A 21,978-nucleotide genomic window follows, 5' to 3' on the forward strand; every position below is an offset into this window, starting at 1 on the left:
CCATTCGGTAATCTAATCTTTATTTAAAGGTCAGATTGCCAGCAGAACCATCGAAGGCATCTAAAAACGCTTTGGATGTGTCTTCGTATTGTTTTACGGTTCCCAGTCCAGTTTGTCCTGCGATGCTCGCTCCTAAGGCTACATAGGTTCGATTGAAGGCTTCATCCACTGACATAAAATCTGCTCCCCCTACAGTTGGGCTTGGGTAATCTGCCGGAATTTCTCCTGCCGTTAATTGGTCTGTGACATACCCATTGATATTAAAAATTCCATAGGATAATTTTGCTCCAGGAAATGAGGAGGCAGGTAAGTTACAGATGGTTTCAGGTCTAGCTGTACTCATGGTGAAAGTTGCTTTTGCTGTTGTTTGGAAAGGCAAATCGAACTTTTGCATATAAGCGAGTGCATAATAAATTTGATCACTCGATCCTGTTCCTTGAGCCGTGTTACAAGCTGTTTTTAAATTGTCTAAGCCAGTGGCTCCTGCAGGATTTACTTCTTTTAGTTTGGTAAAAGTCAAACGAACTACAGAACGGAAACAAAGTTGTCTTCCTGCATCAACTTCAGTAAGAACCACACGACCATGTTTACTAATCCATGCCGCGTTTTCAGGACCATTCCTCCAAGTATAGGTTTGGAATTTTGTTCCATAGATAGAATCATTTCCTGTATAACTTTCTGTGATGACATCTCCCACTGAAGCAAATTGTGGATTTCCAAAATCTACTAAACGATAATAAACAAGTGCACCATCGTTCCCCAGAGTTGTTTCTGGATCATCGAAAAACAACTGTAAGGAGGGTACACTTGCTCCCGTTTTTTTGATTTCAAAAAAATGATTAAAGGTTTTGTTTCCTGTGTAAGCAGTGGAGGCAATATTGGCAGTTGGTATATTGATTTTTATTGTGAGTGTGGCAGAACCAAATCCACTCAAATTCACATTGGTAAATACATCATTTCGAGTTGTCCCTGGATTGTTAAAGTATCCTGCGTTTTTGAGAGATAAGATCAGTGAATCAATAATTCCTGAATTCCCCCGAGCCCAAGTGGCAGACTGGCGCACAAAACCCCAGTTGTCGGCACTAGTGGCTGACCAAAGTTTTTCAGATCCGATCCCCAAGTGGATTGCTTTGCTAAAAAGGTTGGAGAGTTGTTTCTCTCGACTCAAACGAGTGAGTTTGTTGAAGTCAGTAATCTGTAAACTCACTCCCAAAAAGAGAAAACAGTATAAAAGTTTTTTCATGGGTTACTCCGCGATTCCTTTGGGAATACAAATGGTAAATCCAGACTTAGGCCCAGAACATCCAGCGGCCTGGTTATAAGCCCAAACGGAAAGAAGGAGGGCTCCTAGTAGATCTTCTTTTTTGTTGTCTTCCTTTTCGAATAAGGAACAAGAAAGTAAGGCACTGAGTCCTAAAATGGCAATGGATTTAAGGATTAGAGTTCTCATACCTTGATGACACAAGGTATGAGGCAAATTTGCAAGAATTTATTGAGAGAGGATTTGGTATTCCCATTCCATGACGGGAGTTTGTTCAATCGGAGTGGTGATGGTTGTCACGGCAGCCATCATAGAACGGTGTGTTGCTTTGGTTCCCGTGACCGCAGGAGGAAGGAGTCTATAAAATGAATCTTCTTTCTTTCCTCGGAGTTGGAATTCTTTCCATTCTTCGCGAGAAGCAAAAGCTCGGATCCTATCTTTGGAGGGAGTGGAGGATGCTTTGAAAGAAATTCTTTTATCAGGAATGATCACTTTGTCTCCCTTCCGAACGAAGTTGTCGTTTTGGATTTGATTTGGGAAAAGGAGAACTGGTTCTCCTTTTTGATTTTCTGGGACAATTACTACATAAACATAATTGTCTTCTGCTGACTCGATTTCAAAACGAATTGGTTCTCCCGCTATATAAGTCGGTTTCAGAGAATTGATTTTGAGAGGAGAATTTGATCCTGTTCCTGTTTCCGAAAGCGCTAAGTAGATATTTTTTTTGTCTAGAAATCCTAAGAAGTCAGAAACTAAAGTTTTGGAAAGGCTATCAGGAAGGGAATTTCTATATTCCAATTTCTTATGGAGGACATCTACAAAGGAAATGATGGCTTGTCCATCTTCGGTCGAAACAAGTAAAAGTTTGTCTGTATTGTTCAGATTTCCTAAACTCTCTATTGTTTTTGGGGAAGGGTTTCCGTCTTTGTCAAATTCCCAAGTGTTTTCTTCAGATCCTTTTAAGGCAAGAGTGACCATTCCTCTCGCAGTGGATTGAATTTCTTCCTTGATGAAATCACGGAGAGCTATGCTTTCTTCGTTTGTAGAAACCGCTTCCACGGCAATTTTATAAACGGGAACCTTTCCGATCTTATCAGAAGAAAAGAGAGATAGGGAGATGATCGCCGATAGAAATAGAAATTGTTTCATGATTAGTCTACCTTTCCTTGTCCCTTATATTCGTTCATAAGTTGGTCGTTCTTTTCGTATTGTTCTTTGATTCGTTGGTAGTTTTCTTCTTTGATGGCTTTGAATTCTTCGAAGATACGCATTTTATCTTTCACGAATTCATCTAAGATTTGTTTTTTTAATTCTTTTCCCGATACGAGCACTTCTTCGTTCTCATTGACCAGAGTTTGTTTTCCCTTTTTGTCTGGGCTAACAGCGACAGTTCCTTCGTTGACATAAACTCCTGTTTCCACAGCACTTAGGTCATCGTCTGTTCCGCCGACATCGGGAGCCGCCGCCAAGAACTCAGTCCCGCGTACACCTGCCACAAAACTTGGATTGACCACACTCAGTTGGTTTTGGCTGGGAACTCCGGCAGCCGGTTTGTGGGCTTTGACAAATAGTTTTCCACCGACGAGTTTCAATGTGGTGGATTTTGATTTAGGATTAAGTAAGTCTTCGATTTGGATGGAGGAAAATTTTGCAAGGCGCACGGTGGCTTGGGTAGCCAATTGGATTTCGCAAGTTCCATTTTCTGTAGTGATCGTATCTCCCTTTTTTAGGATACTTCCTAACTTTACAGGTTCCTTTGCCTTTTTAAAACGTGGACCAGAAAGGTAGTTTGTTCCTTGGATGAAACTTATGATCCCTACTTCGTCCGCAACTAAGGTAGTGGTTACAAAAAGAAACAAAATGGATACTAGAAATCGAATCATGCAACTTTTATAAGGGAAATCTCTACTCTTACAAGCCAAAATCTAAAAAAAAAATTAAAAAAATCCCCTACAAATTTGGTGATTGGGAACCATCTTTAAGATCTACCACCTATCTATTGATATGTGGCATAAAACTTGGATCCTTTGTGTTTTCATTGGAAATCTATCTACTTCTTTACAAGCAGAAAGTAAATTACAATGGGAAGACTGCGTTTGGATTGGAATGGAACGAAGTGGAAGTTTGGGATTAGAAAATGTACGTTCTGAAATCTTTCCTATTCTCACAAGAGACAAGTGGAAACAATACCTTCCTAAACTAGGTGTACATTATTTTGGAATCTTCTCTAAAAATCAGGAACAAATTGACCAAGAGTATCGAGATGTTCGGTTACAAATCCAACAACTTCTGTATGACGGAGGAGAAACCGAAAGAGAAAAACAAAAAATTGAACTGAGAAGGCTCATCCATTCTGAAGACAAAAAACTTCTGAAGGAAAAGATATTTAAATCCATCTCATTATCATATTTGAATTTTAACAAACTGATGTTGGTTGATTTACTCTACCAACTCCGTGCAGAACGTTACAGACTCGAAGAGAAAAAAAGAGAAAAAGAATCTGAACTTGGACTTTTAGCCAAAGGAGAACTCGGGTTTTTAAAAATTTGGGAGGTTGAATTCCAATCTAAAAAGATTCATTCTGAATCTGCAAAGAAACTCGCCCTTTTGGAATTAAAACAAGCGATGTCCTTAGATTCTCGTATGAGTTTATTTTTGGAAGGAGGGATTACCGAAAGGATCCGTTTATTTGAGCCGAGAGAAATCCAGACCAGTGATGCGAACCATCCAGTACTTAAAAAAGTTCGTCTGCAAATGGAACTTGCGGAATTAGAAGATGAAAGTTTAGAAAATGATTGGAAACCAAAACTTGTATTAGGTGGTTATGTTGGGAAAAATGGGAATCTTGGGTTTCCTTTACAAAATGAAATTTATGGATTCAGTTTGGGGGTTCAGGCCAATTTAGGAGGAACTAGTTTTCAATCAAATACACAGAACGGAATCCAGTCGGAAGGAAATGGAATCCAAAGGATTCCCGGATATGGACCACAACCAGTTGGTTCAGGAGAAAACGCATTTCAAAGTGGATCCATTGGACTTTTTGATGATATGGGTCGAAACAAAAAAGTATTTGAATCAAAAATGTCTGTTTTGCAAGCAAAGCAAGATTGGAAACAATCAGACATTAGTTTCCAAAACCAAATCCAATCAGTTGAAATCAAAGTCATTGAATTGTATGGAAAGTACAATCTGTACTTAAATAATTTTAAATCCAATTTATTCCAACTCCGATCCAAAAGAGAAGAACGAAAAGAAAATTTGATCTCCGAACTCGAATATTTGAAGTCGGAAGATGAAATGTTTCTCGGAATGGAAACACTACTTGATCATTATTTTCAATACATTGCGAATGCCCTAGAACTTGTTTTATTACTTGGTGAAAATCCTTTTGAAAATCGTTATTACCGACTCGAGTCCAAACAATTTTCTAGTGACCTGAATGATGTTTTGGATGTTTGGAAGGAAAAAACCCATAAAAAAAATTCAAAAACAAATGAACCAAAACTGATAAATAAATACCCATTTCTAATGGAGGAATCGTATGAATCCCGTTAGTTGGAGTGGTTTTTCTATGTTTTGTTTAGGTTTGGTGTTTTTTGGTTGTTCTTCGAAGTTTGGCTCCCTGGAAGATTGGTTGGGGGTTTTGAATGGTGAAAAAACTCCCACAGTCTTATCTTTTACACCTAATGCAGAGGCTCAAAACGTAGATCCAAAGACAACTGTCTCGATTGTCTTTAGTCATCCCATGTCTATTGAATCTTGTGTGTCTGCTTTTTCATTGGAGCCACAAGTTAGAGGTAGTTTTGAAACTTCCGAAATCAGTATTAAATTTACACCTAAAGAAGAGCTCACTTCTGGCGGTTATATTGTCCGGCTTACCAAACAATGTGAAGATAAATCAGGAAAGGATTTGGATCGTGTTTATACAGTTCCTTTTCGTATTGGAGAAAAGGAAATTCCAGAGGCTCCCGTTATCGAAGAAATCTCTATTTATACGGGAACAGAAACAGAATGTTTGGCTGGGGGAATGATCACAAATATTTTGTTAGGTGATGTGACGCCTGGGTGTACGGGAATACCAGGGCCAGCTCCCATCCAGGTTCGGTTTTCAAAACCGATGAATCCATCGGAAGTAAACCTTGGTCTTAGAATGGAACCTTCTATTTCTTATCGAATCGAATGGGAAAATCCTTCTCAAATCAGAATTTTGCCCGATTCCCTTTTTTTGCCCAATACTCGGTATTATATCTTTTTTCCTGCAGGGATTCATTCTTTGGATGGAGTGGCGTTGGAGGAAAGTTTTCGAAAAGATTTTTTAGTCGGTAATGTTTCTGATCCTGCGGTCATCGGGTTTGGATTGGAATCACAAAATTGTGGTTTGGGAATCCAGGAGATCGGGTCTATAACGGGCGCTCGTTGGGATTCAGCGACTTGTTTTTGGAGTGAAGGTTTGCCTATTTTAAGTCCTCATTCTTATCAGTTCCGAGGAGGGGATGATGGAACTGGTGACTCAGGAATTTCCTCTGCGTGTGCGGATGTAAATACAGACAACTTTAGGATTTTTTTTAACCAATTTATGGACACAACCTCTGTCATTGGGGCGACAAGATTCTCTAAAATTTCTCCTCCTTCCACAAACATTCGTTTATCGACATGGGTTTGGTCGAATTGCCAAACCGTTTCTCCCTATGGTTGTCGAGAGCTCACTTATTCTTATGCAGAAAGTGAGGCAAGTTGTAACGGTTCCTTATTTGGTAATATCGCAACAGGGGGAGATTTCAATTTATCAGCCTCTATCTCTTCTCCAAATTTTTATCCGTACTATGAATTTCGATTGGAAGCGGAGGCAAAGTCTATTTTAGGAAAACGAATGAAGAATGCCTTTGTCATTCAGGTGGAGGCAAAATGAAATTACTTCCCATTGTTTTATTTTTGTTTTCCTGTATCCATTCCTCCCGAGGGTTTAAGGAAGTTCATTATCCCATACCTAAAGGAAATAAAGTTTTATTCATTCATTTATCTAACTTTGGAATATCTGACTCTTATTCCGAAGCGAAAGAAATTAATTTACTCATTTTAGATGAATTAGAGCAGTCGGGATTCCAGGTTGTACTCGGAGATTTGGTTAAAGAAGAATCTCTTTCATCTATCGGAGATTCGGATCACCTGGAAGTCTTTCAAAACAAACTAAAAGAATTCACCCCCAGTGAAAAACCAAGGATTCAAATTTGGTTGGAGCAAGCAGAAAAAATAGGGGCATCGGATTTGGTTTTACTACGCCATAGTGCAAATCTGGAATTCAAATCAAAATCACTGAGAATGTTTTGGATTCGTATCAGTAAAAAAGAAATCATCCGATTGGATTGGCCTTTTGATCTCAAAGAACCTTTGCCCTTTCGGGAAAAACTTTTAGAGTTTCAAGGGGGAAAGTAATGAAAAGTAAATTGGTCAATTTTTTGTTTGTTTTCTCTCTCGGTTTTTGTTCGGAAGGTTCCGAATCTGAGAAAAAAGATTTTAAGGTTCTATCAGAAGCATTTCGTTTAGGTCATATCAGTTTTGTAAATTCGATTCTAAAGGAAAAAAAAGAAGAGAGAGAACTAACGGAAAGAGAATTGACCATCTATTTTAAGACCTTGTTCTATTCGGGCCAATGGAAAGAGTTATTCTCTGAATGGTCTTTCGTGAAACACAAACCACCTGAAATGGTTTTGTTGTATTTTAAAGCTCTTTTGCTTTCCAAAGAAGCAATTTCAGTTTCACAAGAAGATGAAGTTAAACTTTTGGAATTACTGCCAGTCTCTCCTGAAGCTTGTTTATTATATTTAAAAATTTATAAAAAGAAAACACCATCCAATCAGAAAAAAATATTTTCGGCCCAGTCCAAACAATTCCAAACCCATTTGGATCGACTACATAAGGAACTTGGGGAATGAAATGGATTGGTTGATTGGGGATGTATCGATTATTGAAAGTGTAAAAGCAAAAATACAAAAGGGAAAAAACTGGCTTCTTAGGTTTCCAAAATCATATTATTTTTTCATAACTCTCTATGTTTTCTTTTATGCATTTCATTGTTTTTTGAATTGGGATGAGTTTATGCTTCTCAATCGTTCGTTGGAACTGGAGGCAGTCAATTCTGGAAAACAAGTTCCCTTACTTCGTTTGTATCCCTTTCAAATCATTGCAGTGTTTGTCTGTGCAACTTTGTATTTTTTAGTCTGTGTTGGCATTAATGTTTTATTTTCCTTGGGAAGTAAGGATGGTAAAATTTTACGAACTAATTTTGTTGAATTGTTTCGAAATCTGATTCGTTTGTTTTTTCTATTTGTCTGTGTTTTGTTTTTAGGGAACCAGATACTTGGGTATTTTCTACATAGTGGTGTTTATTCAGTGCTTGTTATCATCTTTTGGACTTCCGTTTTTTTATTTTTTATCATCGAAAATGGAAAATTATATAGAAGATTGTTTCTATCAACAGATCGTAATACTTTATTGATTTCGCATAGTTTGGGTTATGTAAATCCGATTCTCTTTGTGTTTTTTGTTCTCATTTTGGCGAATCTATGAAATCAAATCATTTGCCAAAATTTAAAATTTGGATCCGTAAACTACTAGTCGTTTTCATTTTGTATCTTTTTGCTTCCGTTCTTTATACATTTTTTTCTACAGAAGAGCTGCGTGGACGTTCTCCTTTTTTAGTAAAGTGGTTTTATTATCCAAACCAATGGGACACCACAACAGAAGTTTTCGCAGGCGAAATGCCTAAAAAGAATTTTATATTTTTAAAACCTCGTTTAGTAGAAGAAAATAAGGTCATTGAATTTCCTTGCGTTGTTGAACCCACAAAAGAAATCCATTTGCATGGCAAACAGTCTGGCCGTGTCCGAAAGATTTTTGTTGCAGAAGGGAGTTTTGTCAAAGAAGGAGATCTTCTTTTGGAGATTGATGATGAACTATTGCGACTGGAAGGAGAGAAGTTGCGACTTTCTCTTGAGATTGCAAGTTCTCAAGTGGCGATTGCATTGGAGAAATGGAAACTTGCGGAGAAACAAATAGATGTTAAATTAAGAGAAATTGATAAAAAAACGGAGTGGATCAGTATTGCCGAAAAAGAATGGAACCATTCTCAGAATTTAAAGGAGAAAAAAATTCTTCTTTGGAAACAAGGTTTTGTTTCTCTCTCGGAGGTTGAAAAATTAAAACAAGAAGAAGAAACAAAGGAATCTCAATATAAAAACTTAGTAAGAGATCGAGAAAATCTTTTGAGTGGTGTCAATTTAGATTTAGGAATTGAGAATCTTAGTTTTGAAGAACAATTAAAAGTTTGGAGAGAAAAAAATACTTCTTTAGAAAGATCTGAATATGAGTTAAGTCTTTCTCATCAAAAAATCATTCAAAATCAAATCAAAACCAATAGAGAGTTGTTATCGGAAACTAAGTTACGCGCTCCGAAACCAGGAAAGATTTTAAAAATTCAAATCAAAGAGGGGGAGAGTCTCGGCCAAATGCCGGTTATGGTTTTAGTGGAAAAAGGAGAATTGTCTGTCGGATTTCAAATTGGGGAAGCCGATCTTCCGAATCTTTCGCCTGGAAAATCAGTTTTGTTTTTTCCTTCCGATGGAAAAAGAGAACCTATCTTTGGTAAGGTGGATCGCGTGGGAGGATATTTGGATCCAAAATCACATAGCATTGGAATTAAAGTTAGGTTGGATTCCAAATCACCTTTTATTTTGCCTGGAATGTTTGGTTTGGTTCAGGTGAAACTTTCAGAAACCACGGAAAAAATTCTCATTTCAAAACTCTCTCTTCGCGGAGACGAAACGAGTGGGTTTTATGTGAATGTAAAAGGCGGTGAAGGTGTCGAGAGACGATTTATTCAATTCAAACCATATTTATCAGATGAATTAGAAGTAATGTCGGGGCTTACTCTAGAAGATGAAGTTGAATCTAGTTTATCTTTATGAATATCGACAATTACGTTCGTTCTTTATCAAAACATAGAAGATTATACTTTGTTATTTCGTTTTCTCTTTTGATTGCCGTATTCTTTCGTTTGGATGAACTTCAAATTTGGTTGTTACCAAGGTTAACACCTATTCGGTATTTTGTCGTTACTGAATTTCCAAACCACTCAGCAGAAGATACTGATCTGATGGTGAGTTTACCTATCTCTGAAATTTTATCTTCCGTAAAATCTGTAGAAAGGATTCGTTCCGTATCAGAACACGGTAAGTCAATCGTTCAATTGGATTTATCCTACCGAGCTTCTCTTTCCGAGTTTGAGGAAGAATTATACCAAACTATATTTGAAATGAAAGATAAACTACCTCCGGGAGTTGGAGTTTCAAGATTAGTGGAAGGTGGTAGTGATGATAAACCCTTTATGGAAATTTTAATCTCTAAGCCGAATGAAAAAGATTTAGAAAATTTTGATTTTCATCTAAAACAATTGCAGTTTCAGTTGGAACGAATTTCTGGAATCACAAAAGTTCAGATCCTGGGAAAACCAAAAGAATCTACTTTCATTTCGATAGATCCGAAAGTAATCGATTTATTCCCTTTGAACATTCGAAACTTGGAATTACAGATTCTATCTGGACTACACTCGGGTTCTCTGGGAAAAGTTGAGGGTTTCACAAGGGACACCGAATTAAAATTTGCCTCGGAAATTAAATCTAAGGATGACCTAAATACATTTCAAATCCATTTAGAAAATGGAAAATCAACATCCCTCGCACAACTTACAAAAATTTTTGATTCTGAGTTGCCAGAGGAAAGATTAACAAGAGTCGGTGGAAAAGAAACTATATACATTGCAATCTATTCAGACACAAAAACAAATCCTCTTCGTGTCTCTGAAGCAGTTCAAAACAAAATTAATGGTTTTGAAATGTTTTCTGCAAAGATTTATTCTGATGTTTCTCAAGAATTAAGAACAAGTTTGATACAGTTTGTAATGAATCTTATTTGGGGTTTGGGATTTGCATTTTTGTTTTCCTATTTTCTTTATCGAAGTTTAGTCCCATCCCTTCTTTTGTTTGTATCTGTTTTCTTTTCTTTGATACTTTTTTTTCATCTAATTTTGTTTTTTTCAGTTTCCATCAATTTACTGAGTTTAGGTGGAATTTCTGTTGGCATCGGAATGCTTTTTGACGCCAGCAATTTAACCGTGTTTTCGATTCGCAGTCAACTTCTCTCACAAAAGAATCCTATCGAAGCAGTTTCCAAAGGCATTCGATCTGTAATTGTTTCCCTTTTTTCTTCCTCTCTTACGACCATCGTGGTTTTTATTCCTCTCCTCGTGTTTCCGATGGAATGGAAAGATTTTCTTTTTGATTCCGGGGTCAGTATTGCTCTGCTAGTGTTCTGTTCCTTTGTATCTTCATTGTGGATAGTCCCTTTGTTTTCTGTTTCATTCCCAGAGATCAGAGAAAATAAGGAGAAGATCGAAAGAAAAAATTTAATTTTGAATTGGTATTCTCGAACTTATCAGCTAGGAGAGTTTTTTCTTCAAAGAAATTTTATCATTGGTTTTGTGCTTGTTTTAGGTCTGTCTGCATTTTGTTTTGGTTCGAGGTTTGAAATTTTCCCCAAACAGTCGTCTGTTGGATTGAAGGTAAAGGTCTTTCCTAAAAAAGGAATGTCTTTGCAGGAGGAATTGTATTTTGTTCATCAACTAGAAACTCAAATTCAGAACTTTGATCCAGGAGTTTCCGTTCTTGTTTATCCTATCGAAATCTCAGATGATTCGAACAAACACCCAGAAAAAGCAGTTCCGATCCAATGGAAATTTTTTGGAACACAGAATCCAAAAAATCTAGAAGATTTTTTAAACAAAAAACTTTCTGATTCTCATTGGGATTGGAGACTTGAATCGATTGAGTCAGAAGTTTCAAAGGCTTTGCCGTTTTTGCCTTATGATTCGATCGTTTTTCTTGATGGAAACCTGGAGAAACTTCTGAATTTTTCCTATGAATGGAGAAAAAATACCGAAAAATTAAAGTTAGTTGGTGATTTCGATTTTTTACCAAACCCAATCATTGTAGAGGAATGGTCGAGGTTTTCCATTCCAGTTCCCGAATTTCTTCCTGACGAGGATGATTTAAAAAATAGGATTCTTTATCAAAACATTCCTCGGTATTTGGGAGAATTAGGAAATATTCACAAACGAGATTTGTATTTAGGGATAGGATTGTTGAATTCAAATTTTCTTGGAGAGGAAAATTCAGAAAGAACTAATTTCAAAACAAAATTAAACGATCTTGTTTCTGCAAAATCGATTTATACACCAAAGAATAAAACAAGTTATGATGAGTTTCGTAGGGAGTCTGGTTTGTTTTATTTGGAATGGATGGGAGTTTTATCGGATTTCGACAAAGACTTTTTGAAACGGTTTGGAATTTCCTTTATAAAGTTTTCTGCTGAGGAAGAAATTTATAAATTCTTTAGCATATTAATTTTTTTGTTTTTCATTGCTTTTGTTTTTATCTATTTAGCCTTGGTTGGGATTTATGAGTCTTTTCAAATTCCCATATTTTATTTAGGCATATCTATATTTTATCTTTTCGTTGCATCTTTAACTGTTTGGATTCTATTTGATACCTTCCATTTAGGGCATTATATCGGACTTGTTGTTTTACTTGGATTGTCGATTGATAATATTTCTCTTTTTGGCGAAAGATGGAAGGACGTACCACTAGAAGCAATTAATACGAATGGTAGAGAAATTGTATTTCGTTGGTTGGCTGAACCAATATTTTTAAACGCAGGAACAACTATGATGGGTTTTTTGCCTGTTTTATTTTTCGGATTTTCTGGTTCCGAGTTTTCTCGTTCAATTGCCCTAACTATGTTTGTTGGGATTCCGATTTCTGTTTTCTTTGTTTTTTACATCTATCCATATCTTTTCCAAAGGTTTTGAGAAGGGTAGAATGATAGATCACTGGATCAGAATTCATCGTCATCGAATTTTAGCTTTGATACTCTTTGGAGTATTATTGTCTGTTTTGTCTTGGAAGGGAATTGTTTTTGGAGAGGAAATTTATTTAGAGAAAAAAGAATCGATTCAAATTGTGACCCGTTGGCCAAATAAAACAGCCCTTCAGGTAGAGGAATCCTTAACTAAACCTTGGGAACAAATTTTAAAATCTATTTCCGGATACGAACAAATAGAATCTATATCGGAAACTGGAAATTCTTTAATCCTACTTCATTTAAAGCCTGGAATCCAAAAACAGGAGATTGTGAGATCCATTCGAAATCAATATCTGTTAGAAAGACAGAGGTTCCCGAAGGATTCGCTTTTCCCAAAAATCCAGTTGGGAAAAGAGCAAGAGAACTATATTGTTATTTTGCAAAAACAACATAAAGAACCTGATTCTAGTAGAAAAGACTTGGAACAGAAAATACGTAACATAAGCGGAGTTTTATCTTTTGTTCATCATCCAGACAAAGAAGAAGAAATCGTTTTAGAGATTCAAAGAGATCGAATTCAAAATTCCGAACTTCCTTCTTTATCTACTATTTTTTCAGCGATTAGAAATCATTCATTTGGGTTTGTTTTGGAGAAAGGAAGTGGAAAATGGTTTCAGAAAGAATCTCCTTTAGAATTTAAAGATTGGTCTCAGGTCTTTATTCCTTCCATATTTGGTGAAGGTTTGAAGTTTTCTTCGATTGGTTCTGTTTCTTTGCAAGAGAAAGGGGGCTTTCGTGGAACAAGGATCAATGGCCTTAGTTCAGAAACAATCATCATCAGCGCAGAGAGTAGTACGTCTTTGTATCATATTTCAGAAGAATTAAAGTCCATTCTATTAGATCATAAAGATTGGATACTTTTATATAATAGTCACGAAGACTTTATGAATGATCTTTTTCGATCAATGATTCTTTTTTTTACACTGGATTTTGTTTTGATACTTTTTTCTTCTTTTGGGGGAAAATCAATAAATGATTTAGTAGTTCATTTATTTTCTTATTATATTTTAGTTTTTTTGTTTTTTGGTGTTTTAAATCTTCTTACTTATCCTATAGGTAGATCCATTTTAATGTTTCTGATTCTTTGGAAATATTTATTATTCTTTTTTCCGATTCGGCGTAAGGGGCCTTGGATCGGTTCTGTTTGTTCTAGTTTGGGTTTTTTTCTGATTATGGTGTTTGGGAATTGGATCCCAAAATCGTTTTTTGTTTTTTCTCTCTGTCATTTATTTTTTTTATTAGGCCACTTGTTTCTATTCAGACTATTGAAACTAATTCTGTTGAATCTAATTCCTTCCATTCGTTTGATTCATTTGCCTTGGTTTTCTTATCTTTTGAAAGATCATTCTAAAAAACAAGAATCCCTTGTGATGAAAAAACGGAGTATTCTTGTCTTTTTTGGATTTTTGTTTTTGGGTGTTCTTTTTGCTTTAGGTTCTAGTTTTCATGTTTATCCTTTAAGACCTTCACAAGGAAATATTCAAATGGGAAAATTGGAATTTCCAACTTCTATTTCCGAGGGAGAATCCATTCGGATCACAAGACAGGTCGAAGAATCAATTTTGAAGCAAAAGGTAACGGAAACCCTTGTAGTGAAACAAAATGCATCAAGTTCGGATTTTTATTTTCGATGGAATGAGTTAGGATTGAAGGATGGAATTCAGAATTTGCCAACAGAGTCTGGATATTTTCATTTGTTAGGTGGTTTGGAAACAAATTCGAATCTAAAACTGCGCTTTTCTAATGCAAATACGGAAGAAATAGAACGTGTTGTTTTGGGACTAGTTCCTTGGATGTATGAGGGAACAGGTGTTAAAGAGGCTGTGTTATGTTTCCAACCTTCAACAGAGGGTAGGGAGATGGTTTCTCCGAGTAAATATAGAAATTTCCTTGACCTCAAACTTGAGGATTTATGGCGTGAAAGATCACTCGAGTTACAATCTGCAATTGTTAGAAAGGTGGTAAGAGATGATCAACTAATAGATGTTCGCTTTTCTGTAAAACAGACCAAGGACTCGGAGCGTGATTTGGAAAAACCTACTAAGTTAAATACAAAACAATCGGTTTATAGTTATTCGTTTACAAATTATGAAAATATAAAAGTCCCAGGAAGGATTTATCGGAAAAATGGCGAAACTAGTTTGGAGATTTTAATCAAAGGAAATGATGTCCGTTGGGAGGAGGTCAAATCTAGAATACAAAAGTTTTTGCAAAAAGAAAAAGTGCGGCTTACCGAAGTAATGGAAGAGAACGCTGCCGAAAGAAACTACAGACCATTTTTTTTGTTTTTAATCATCACCTTTTTTCTATATAGAAAAAAAGATAAAATGGTTACATGCATTCAAGTCCTTAGTTTTTTTCTTCTTTGGAGGATGAATGTTTCTATTTTTGGGGGTAACTATTTGTTGTTTGGCTCCGTTGCCACGTTGTTATTGTTTTTTAACCTTGGGGTTCCTCGTAGATCACTTTTGGTAACAAATTATATTCCTCTTTTTTTGCTACTCCTTCTATTTTATTTTCTTCCAGGTCGAGGTGGTAAGTCCTTCTTAGAAGGACTAGTTTTGATGATTTGTTTTTTTCTATTACAATCCAACTTACTTCAAAAATGGAGATTTTTTAAAACCAAACTTTCCTTTTGATACCTAAGAGAACAGAGGTTCTCTATGTTGTTTCATTCTGGTCTCATTCGTTTTTTTGTTCTAGTGGTCACTTCTGTGCTTTTGGTTTCCATTTTTGTATGTAGTCTCTTTGGGCAATCACTTTCGGAAACTTGGAACGTTCCTTCCTATAGGCCCTCGGATTATTCTGAGTTTTATGGGAATGTATATTTTTCTAATTCTATGGAAGAGTGGGATACTCGAGTAGAAGAAGTTTTAAGTGCTTCCATGAGTCAGTGGTTGGAGAATGCCGATCGAATGGTCGAGCAGCTCCTATCGGAAGAGAATGGAGAGGATGCGTTTATATCCAATACGGGTTATTTGGATGAAAGAATGCGATCCTTATATTCGGAAGTATCTGTATTATTTTCTGAATGGGAGAGGACTCTTACGGATGATTATTTTGACCATCGAAATGCATTTTTGCATAAGTTAGAAACTGGTAAAGTAGATGCATTGTATTTTCAAAGAATAGGTCAGGAAGCCCTCTATAAGGAATATACTGAGGAGGAACGTGCTTTAATAGAGAATCGAAATCGTATTCTGGAATCTTCAAAAGAATGGGAATACGAATGGAATGAGACAAAACAAGAAGGACTAGATTCGTTTGCTAGTTCTCTTGCGGATTTGCAAACAGATTATGATGATTATGTTCGTTCTTTACAGGAAACGGATCTTCGTTTTTCAGAAAATTTAAATGCAATTAATTTATATAAAGAAACCATTCGAACGGCTTTACGTGAGATTGTTTTGGAACTAAAAGTTGGTTTGGATTCCTCTTGTACTGTGACCTCAGGATGCCAGTATAAAAATTTTGACGGAAGTTATAATGAAGCTGGTAAAATTTTTTCAAAATTCATTGGAGAACTTTCTGATGAATTGAATCATGAGGAGGTTGATCCTGATTCCATCCTCACTTCCATTTCCTCAAAAATCAGAAATTTTTTATCAGAGGAATCAAACAAAGCCTTTGCTGAACATACTTTTCATCAAGGCCGAATTTATACTTACCAAACCGGGTTTCAAATCAATCTGGGTCAGTCGAAATCAAGTTTTGATTTGGGGGCCGCTGAATGGAGGATCAGAAACCAAACCTATTACGACGTAACGAGTGATATGAGATACGAGAACTGGTTGTATGGAGGTACTGGGGAGATCGGTCGTTTTTCGATGGTATATGATGCAGAGATGCAAGGGATTTTTCAATCGATCCACCATGGAGATTATGGAAGGCTTACATCGATCATAAATAGTAAGTTAGGTGGAGGTAGATCAGTCCAGTCTTTGATTTCTGCTAATTTGTACACCGATGCCTTCCATTTTATCAACAACGATCAATTCGGAGATTTCTATGTTCCCTTTGATGAGGCTCACCATACCCAAGGAAACCTAATGTTGGATGGACAAAGTAAGTATGGATATTGGATTGCTGATCGTTACATTACAATTTTAACTCCAGGTCGTCATTCGTTTCAAATGGGTGCGATTGGTTATTCCTTACTTTATGAAATGTTCGATGAAAATTCATTAAAAACTTCTCTTTATTGGAAAGAAAATTCTTCACAGTTAGGGGGACAATACAATCACTTCCAAAATACTTTACTCCCTGCTGTTTCTCACTGGGAATCAAAAGTAAAGGAATATGCATCTTCTTATGAGGATTGGAAGGAAAATCGGCAAAACCTTTTGGAGGAAGCAGCGTTGAAATTGGAATCAAACCGCCAGGAATTAGAACGTTCTAAGGAAGAATGGTTGTCCCGATTAGAAGAAGAAAAAAGGGATGGAGTTAAGTCTTGGGTTGGTTTATATGGAGCAGAAGATCCAAAAGAAATAAATTCTCCTTCTATCACACCATGGACACCGAATCAAAATCTGAAGGAAATGGATCGAACCACACTGACAAAATATCTTTCTTTATCATCTGTTTTAGACCTATCTTCGGGAGTCCAGGTCGGTGGTGTTAGTTTCATGGAAGAATTGCAGAGGACGATTGCTGGTGTGAGTCAGTATGCCTCCGTAATTCAAACCAATTCCGATTTGGAAGAATTTCAACGCTCTGAACAGAAAAAATTAATTTATCAAATGACGTATGGGATCAACTGGGAATCATTAGGTGGAAGATCACTTACAAAAGAAGAACAAATTTTGTTAGGAAACTATGATACATCTTTACTTTCTCAGGAAGAACTAAGTCGTTTTGGTTCCTGTTATGAAGATCCGAATGTTAGCAGTTGTAAATCATTGTTAAAAAAAGAATTTGAGGCCAGTTTGAATTCAGACACGGGAGTGCTTACATTAAGGAAAGAGATTCATAATGGTTTATTGAATGATAAAAATAAAGATGGGGAATACAATCCTGGGAAAACAGAGGAAGTTCGACACATCCAACTCAGCTCTTTAGAGAAAGTTCATTTGCCTATGGGAAAAGATCTTTTTAGTGTTTGGACGGAAGAAGATTGGAACAGTCTGAATCAATCTAAATCGAAAGTTATCGATTCCTTTTTAACGAATGCACTCACGAAGGATAAAAAATCGATCGGTTTGAATGTCAATTCTATCCATGAGCGAGACAATCGAAATCAAGAATTGTTTTTAGCGAGAAAGGAAGCTCAAGAAAAAACTGATTCCTTGATTCAGGAATTAGCACTAGCTTATTTTACCGGCGGGGCAGCAGGTATGAGAGCGTCTTTAAAAGGAAAGGTTGAGTCTACAATTAACGGAGAATTGGCGAAGGCTTGGATTACTGCCACTGGTGGTAGTGCCTCCGATATCCAGATGGCAACGATGGCTATTGATTTTATGCGAGGACGAATGACAATGGATAAAATCAAATCCACAAAGACTTTTGTTGGTTTAGATAATCCTTTGGAAATATTAAATCCTCTTGAACAATTGAAACTTACTGGCCAAGTAACAAAAGCTGGTTTGCAACATACCAAAACTGCATTAATCTCTTCTATGGATTTCCTAAATAATGCAACCGGTGGCGTATTTGGAGCGGTAATGAATACCTTTGTTATGTTACCTACGACCATTATTGGGAATGCAATTTTTGGCAAAAATGAAATGGATCGTATGCTTGCACAAAAGAATGCACAGGCTAATCGTATCAAAGAAATTAAGGCAAATGAAGTTTCGATTGCGAAGTCTGCCGCTTCACAGGCTATTGCTCGTGCCACTGGTTTACCGATTGAGGTCGTGAGTGCTGGTGTCGGTGATTTTGCCAGTTCACGTGATGCTAAAAAAGCCAGAAGAGCGATTGAGAAAAATCCAATAACTAATGCATTAACCAATGTTTATGGAGTTGCTGGTGGAATTACTAAGTCTGCACTTATGGCAGTGGGTTTTACGGAATCAGAACTCCAACATACCTTATTACAAGCAAACCAAATGGGAAGTAGCACTTCTCTGAACCAATCGAGTGCAGAACTCGCAAGTTTAGGATTAGTGGAAAAGTCGTTTACAATGAGTGCTACTGGCACCTCATTTCAGTCGCAACTTCTCAATATCAAAGATAAAGATAGGGTCATAGAAGAGTTAGGGAAACGAGCATTAGCTGACAAAATCGCAGCAACTTTAGGAATCGATCCGAAAATAGCGAAAGGTTTTCTTGATAAAGGATATAGTGATTATAAAACTAGAGAGAGTGACAAAAAGGCTCAAAGTAAAGCGATTGAACAAACCGCAATTACTGCTGCTTCTGTTCTGATTACTATGGGTGCAAGTTCTGCCCTGACTGCTGCGGATGCTGCTGCAAAAGGTACTGTCGCTACTACCAATGCGGCCGCAACCACGGCTACCGCTGCCACTACAACGACTTCTTCATTGGTTTCAACAGTAGGAAGCACATTACGATCTATTGGACAAAGTGTGAGTGGTTTTTTTGGTGTTACCACTAACGCAAGAAATGCGATTCAAATTGGCGAAGCAATTGCGAACGCTACCGTCCAAGGGGTTGCTGGTTCTAAAAATGGTATGGAAGGTGTCTTGGCTGGAATTGGAAACGGACTTCTCGGTGGGGTGATGAAAAGCAATCTTTTAAAAGGATTCAAAGATGGTTATCTTGGTGGAATGACCCCGGGCCTTGGTCTTACCTATTCCCCTGATCATGGTTGGGGAGGGATGATTGGGATTGGAAATACAACATCTAATGTGAATGTAACTTTTTCTAGAAAAGGAAATACTACGGTCCAAGGATCGTATTCTTTAGGAAAGAGCGGTTACCAGATTGCTGGTGATCTTACTACGAATGGTGCAGCCAACCTTGGTTTGAACTATAACCCAACAGGAGAAGGGACTAGACGTGATTGGAACTTTTCTTTGATGTATGACCTGGCTGGAACAGGCCTTTCCGCGAGTGTTGGATATACGGATCCAGTAAGTACTCTCGGTTTGAGATCAACGCTTGGTCATGAAGGATTATCTACCTCTGCCGAACTGACTGGGGTGAACATTGCTACCAATGGTCCGAATGGGTTCCAATTGGATGAAATGAACTTCGCCGAACAAAATATCAATTCTGCTCAAGATAAAACACAAGATGACCAAAACCCCAGACCGGATGACTTATCCCAAGCAGCTGATGGTGATTTGTTAAGAGACCTTGCTAACGCAGGGACTGTCCTTGCTGGATTACTAACTGGTGGGGCCGCTATCGCAACTGGGCTGTTTGGTGGTAACTCCAATCCTTCTAATCCGGGGCCTTCGGCTCCGATGCCACCGAGTGCAGAAGCGGTTGTATCGGAAGGCGATCGGAAAAGAAAAGAGGAAGAAAGGGGCGAGCCAGAAGAACTAGATGTATATCGAAGTGAAAAAGATGAAGAAGTATTTTTATCATACCTTTCTACTGAAGATAAAACGGCTTACATGAGTCTCAAGAAAACTATGTATGAGTTACAAAGTAAAAGTTTGGTAACTGACAATTCTGAAAAAGTAAAAATCACTGCCGAACAAAATGCTAACATCAGTGCTTTCGATAAGGCTTTAAAGGAGTATGCTTTATTTATCGAAAAGAAAACTGTTCAGCGTGAGAAGAACCAATTTGGAGAAATTGTATTTACTCAAAAACAAATTGCTGCTTTCCTCGCAAGCAATCAACCAATCATTCTCAATGGTGAGGCATTCAGAAAAGAAATCATCAACGGGGTGGAGTCCTTTGTTCGGGAAAAGAAAGGGGAATTGCAGGCATTGACCTTCCGAGAGGATGGAAAAATTAGGGAAACAATGTTCACGATCAAAGAGGGGATCTTTGGTAATAAATCTTATACAAATCCTAAAACAAAATTATTTGATGCTGCCGGAAAACCGATTGATCGTGAGCTCGGATATGATACAAATTTGGGACGGTTTAAGGAACCTACAACATATACATTTGATAAACTCAATGATACATTTGTAAAAAAAATCACAGAAAACTATGAAGCCTTAGCAGCTAAAGCGGATACGGCGTTCGAGGCTTACAATCAGCTTACGGATGCGGAGAAAAAAAAGATTAAGCCTACGCCAGAAAACGGGGATCGGATTAGAAAAACGATCGAAGAGGCTTTCAAAATTTATGATATTTCTACGTTAGATGGTTTGATTGGAGAGGAAAAACAGGCAAAGATAGATAGCATGTACAAAGGCTTAACCAAACCATCTACTCACTTGCAAGGAGGGAATGATCTCGGATTAAAGCTGCAAATGAGTGCTATTGTTGAATACTTACGCAATAAATATCCCAATGGCGAAGGATTTGAGTTTTCTCCTAGTCGTGACTTAAAGGGAAATGATTTGAAAGCATTTGAATCCCGATTTAAAGAGATTAAAAAGTTCTTATTCGATTCAAAAACAAGTGCTGAATTGGGGAATAAATTTGGAGATGAAATCTGTAAAGTTTTTTCTAATTATGGAATGGGGGTCATGAACGGGCACTTCCAAGGAAGTTTTGCACAATATATGGAGACAACTTTAAAAATGGGAGATGTGGATTTTTCAAAAGGTGTTCCAATTGTAGCGCAAAATAGAATTATCGAAGGTCGTTATTTCTGGGATCCGCCAAGCAAAATGGAACACCCTGTTTCGGACAGCGAACTGAATGCGAAACTAAAAAATGCTTATGACGCAGGACGAGTCGGAGTGGGTAGTGTCGTTCAAATCGACCTGGATACTAGCGGCGATGGTAAACACAATCATTTTACTCTGGGGATTGTCTATAGAAAAGAAAACGGAGATTTGTCGATCAAAATCAATGACCATGCTGTCAAAGACCGATTAGATGGTAAGGATTGGCTAGATGTTAATAACGGAGAAGTTAACGAGCATAAAAAAATGAATGTTTTGCGACTCATCACAACGGATGTGAAAGAAAAATGAAGATACAAAAATTGAAAGCGTTTGCTCTTTTGGGATGGTTATTGTTTAGTCTTGTGTCTATTTCTTGCCAGAAATTTCGTGGACTTAGCAGAGAGGTGGCACGACCAGAGCTTTTTGAAGCAGGACGTGCTTTTGCAGAAGTCGCCGGTGTAACTTTGACCGAAGATGGACCTGGTGAGGGATCCAGATATTGTTTAGAAGTAGATTTTATAAACAAGAAGCTACGTGCGGCGTTCTACAATGAGAATTACGTAAAGAAAAAACCAATCATTGAAATTCCATTGTATGAAGACGATACATATTTATACGCAAAAGCAAAACATGGTGGCCGGATTTTTATCTTTGCTGGTCCATCTGGATGGGAAACGGATAAAAAAACATTCATCTATTTTTCTTCCAATCGAGATACGATTGAGTCAAGGTCGAAAAATGCTAAGGAAAACGACTTCGATAATCTAACAGGTGGCGATGATAAAAAATTCGGGCACGAGGCACGACTTGCTTGGCCAGTTTTTCCTGTCTCCAACGAAAATAGCAAACGTTATAATACAATGGAATATTGTATCAAAGAGTTACCGGACTTTTACAAAAATGGTCAAGAAGAATATGAAGCTTATATGAAAGAGGAAGTAGAAGCAGGAAAGCGATATATAGAAAGCGAGCTGAAAAGGATTGAGGATGCAGAAAAACGTGGATTGCCTATCGATGATTAAGAATTGCGAATCCAATGTA

General features: G+C 37.2%; 14 protein-coding genes. 10 read left to right on the forward strand and 4 right to left on the reverse strand.

Translation table 11 applies throughout. The annotated features are described in order from the left end of the window. Positions 1–19: 19 nt before the first annotated feature. Genes CH361_RS14055 through CH361_RS14070 form a run of 4 tightly spaced genes read right to left on the reverse strand, consistent with a single transcriptional unit; the run spans position 20 to position 3,144 of the window. On the reverse strand, positions 20–1,243 hold the full coding sequence (locus CH361_RS14055; RefSeq protein WP_100791438.1) for an LIC_12337 family protein: 1,224 nt from the start codon (positions 1,241–1,243) through the stop codon (positions 20–22). Positions 1,244–1,246: 3 nt separating this feature from the next. Then, on the reverse strand, positions 1,247–1,450 hold the full coding sequence (locus tag CH361_RS14060) for a hypothetical protein (RefSeq protein WP_100791439.1): 204 nt from the start codon (positions 1,448–1,450) through the stop codon (positions 1,247–1,249). A 39-nt stretch (positions 1,451–1,489) separates the two neighbouring features. Further along, a complete protein-coding gene (locus tag CH361_RS14065; protein WP_100791440.1) occupies positions 1,490–2,410 on the reverse strand; it encodes a DUF4384 domain-containing protein in 921 nt (306 codons plus the stop codon). 2 nt (positions 2,411–2,412) lie between these two features. Beyond that, entirely contained in the window at positions 2,413–3,144 is a 732-nt protein-coding gene (locus CH361_RS14070) for a FecR domain-containing protein (RefSeq protein WP_100791441.1), read from the reverse strand. A 121-nt stretch (positions 3,145–3,265) separates the two neighbouring features. Between CH361_RS14070 and CH361_RS14075 the strand changes: the two genes are divergently transcribed. The 10 genes from CH361_RS14075 to CH361_RS14120 are packed head-to-tail and all read left to right on the forward strand — an operon-like array spanning position 3,266 to position 21,959. Further along, positions 3,266–4,816, forward strand: coding sequence for a TolC family protein (locus CH361_RS14075; protein WP_100791442.1), 1,551 nt, complete (start codon positions 3,266–3,268; stop codon positions 4,814–4,816). Then, positions 4,803–6,170: an Ig-like domain-containing domain gene (locus CH361_RS14080; RefSeq protein WP_244279893.1), complete on the forward strand. Its 1,368-nt coding sequence runs from the start codon at positions 4,803–4,805 to the stop codon at positions 6,168–6,170. The genes CH361_RS14075 and CH361_RS14080 overlap by 14 nt, the downstream gene beginning before the upstream one ends. Beyond that, positions 6,167–6,694, forward strand: a complete 528-nt coding sequence (locus CH361_RS14085; RefSeq protein WP_100791443.1) for a hypothetical protein — start codon at positions 6,167–6,169, stop codon at positions 6,692–6,694. The genes CH361_RS14080 and CH361_RS14085 overlap by 4 nt, the downstream gene beginning before the upstream one ends. After that, positions 6,694–7,194 (forward strand): hypothetical protein, encoded by a 501-nt coding sequence (locus tag CH361_RS14090; RefSeq protein ID WP_100791444.1) that lies wholly within the window; start codon positions 6,694–6,696, stop codon positions 7,192–7,194. The genes CH361_RS14085 and CH361_RS14090 overlap by 1 nt, the downstream gene beginning before the upstream one ends. Position 7,195: 1 nt before the next feature. Then, positions 7,196–7,828, forward strand: a complete 633-nt coding sequence (locus CH361_RS14095; protein ID WP_100791445.1) for a hypothetical protein — start codon at positions 7,196–7,198, stop codon at positions 7,826–7,828. Then, positions 7,825–9,225 carry an efflux RND transporter periplasmic adaptor subunit gene (locus CH361_RS14100; protein WP_100791446.1) on the forward strand — a complete coding sequence of 467 codons (1,401 nt, stop codon included), beginning with the start codon at positions 7,825–7,827 and terminating at the stop codon, positions 9,223–9,225. The genes CH361_RS14095 and CH361_RS14100 overlap by 4 nt, the downstream gene beginning before the upstream one ends. After that, positions 9,222–12,182: an efflux RND transporter permease subunit gene (locus CH361_RS14105; RefSeq protein ID WP_100791447.1), complete on the forward strand. Its 2,961-nt coding sequence runs from the start codon at positions 9,222–9,224 to the stop codon at positions 12,180–12,182. The genes CH361_RS14100 and CH361_RS14105 overlap by 4 nt, the downstream gene beginning before the upstream one ends. Before the next feature lie 10 nt (positions 12,183–12,192). After that, entirely contained in the window at positions 12,193–14,874 is a 2,682-nt protein-coding gene (locus CH361_RS14110) for an efflux RND transporter permease subunit (protein ID WP_100791539.1), read from the forward strand. A gap of 24 nt (positions 14,875–14,898) precedes the next feature. Beyond that, complete coding sequence (locus CH361_RS14115; RefSeq protein ID WP_100791448.1) at positions 14,899–21,246, forward strand: TIGR04388 family protein; 6,348 nt, start codon at positions 14,899–14,901, stop codon at positions 21,244–21,246. After that, entirely contained in the window at positions 21,243–21,959 is a 717-nt protein-coding gene (locus CH361_RS14120; RefSeq protein ID WP_100791449.1) for a hypothetical protein, read from the forward strand. Before CH361_RS14115 ends, CH361_RS14120 begins: the two co-directional genes overlap by 4 nt. The last annotated feature ends 19 nt before the right edge of the window (positions 21,960–21,978 follow it).

The organism is Leptospira brenneri, assembly GCF_002812125.1.
GTDB classification, from domain to species: domain Bacteria; phylum Spirochaetota; class Leptospiria; order Leptospirales; family Leptospiraceae; genus Leptospira_A; species Leptospira_A brenneri.

Excerpts from the sequence above, each read along its gene's own strand:
- CH361_RS14055 (WP_100791438.1), bottom strand. The coding sequence starts at position 1,243 with ATGAAAAAACTTTTATACTGTTTTCTCTTTTTGGGAGTGAGTTTACAG.
- CH361_RS14060 (WP_100791439.1), bottom strand. The coding sequence starts at position 1,450 with ATGAGAACTCTAATCCTTAAATCCATTGCCATTTTAGGACTCAGTGCC.
- CH361_RS14065 (WP_100791440.1), bottom strand. The coding sequence starts at position 2,410 with ATGAAACAATTTCTATTTCTATCGGCGATCATCTCCCTATCTCTCTTT.
- CH361_RS14070 (WP_100791441.1), bottom strand. The coding sequence starts at position 3,144 with ATGATTCGATTTCTAGTATCCATTTTGTTTCTTTTTGTAACCACTACC.
- CH361_RS14075 (WP_100791442.1), top strand. The coding sequence starts at position 3,266 with ATGTGGCATAAAACTTGGATCCTTTGTGTTTTCATTGGAAATCTATCT.
- CH361_RS14080 (WP_244279893.1), top strand. The coding sequence starts at position 4,803 with ATGAATCCCGTTAGTTGGAGTGGTTTTTCTATGTTTTGTTTAGGTTTG.
- CH361_RS14085 (WP_100791443.1), top strand. The coding sequence starts at position 6,167 with ATGAAATTACTTCCCATTGTTTTATTTTTGTTTTCCTGTATCCATTCC.
- CH361_RS14090 (WP_100791444.1), top strand. The coding sequence starts at position 6,694 with ATGAAAAGTAAATTGGTCAATTTTTTGTTTGTTTTCTCTCTCGGTTTT.
- CH361_RS14095 (WP_100791445.1), top strand. The coding sequence starts at position 7,196 with ATGGATTGGTTGATTGGGGATGTATCGATTATTGAAAGTGTAAAAGCA.
- CH361_RS14100 (WP_100791446.1), top strand. The coding sequence starts at position 7,825 with ATGAAATCAAATCATTTGCCAAAATTTAAAATTTGGATCCGTAAACTA.
- CH361_RS14105 (WP_100791447.1), top strand. The coding sequence starts at position 9,222 with ATGAATATCGACAATTACGTTCGTTCTTTATCAAAACATAGAAGATTA.
- CH361_RS14110 (WP_100791539.1), top strand. The coding sequence starts at position 12,193 with ATGATAGATCACTGGATCAGAATTCATCGTCATCGAATTTTAGCTTTG.
- CH361_RS14115 (WP_100791448.1), top strand. The coding sequence starts at position 14,899 with ATGTTGTTTCATTCTGGTCTCATTCGTTTTTTTGTTCTAGTGGTCACT.
- CH361_RS14120 (WP_100791449.1), top strand. The coding sequence starts at position 21,243 with ATGAAGATACAAAAATTGAAAGCGTTTGCTCTTTTGGGATGGTTATTG.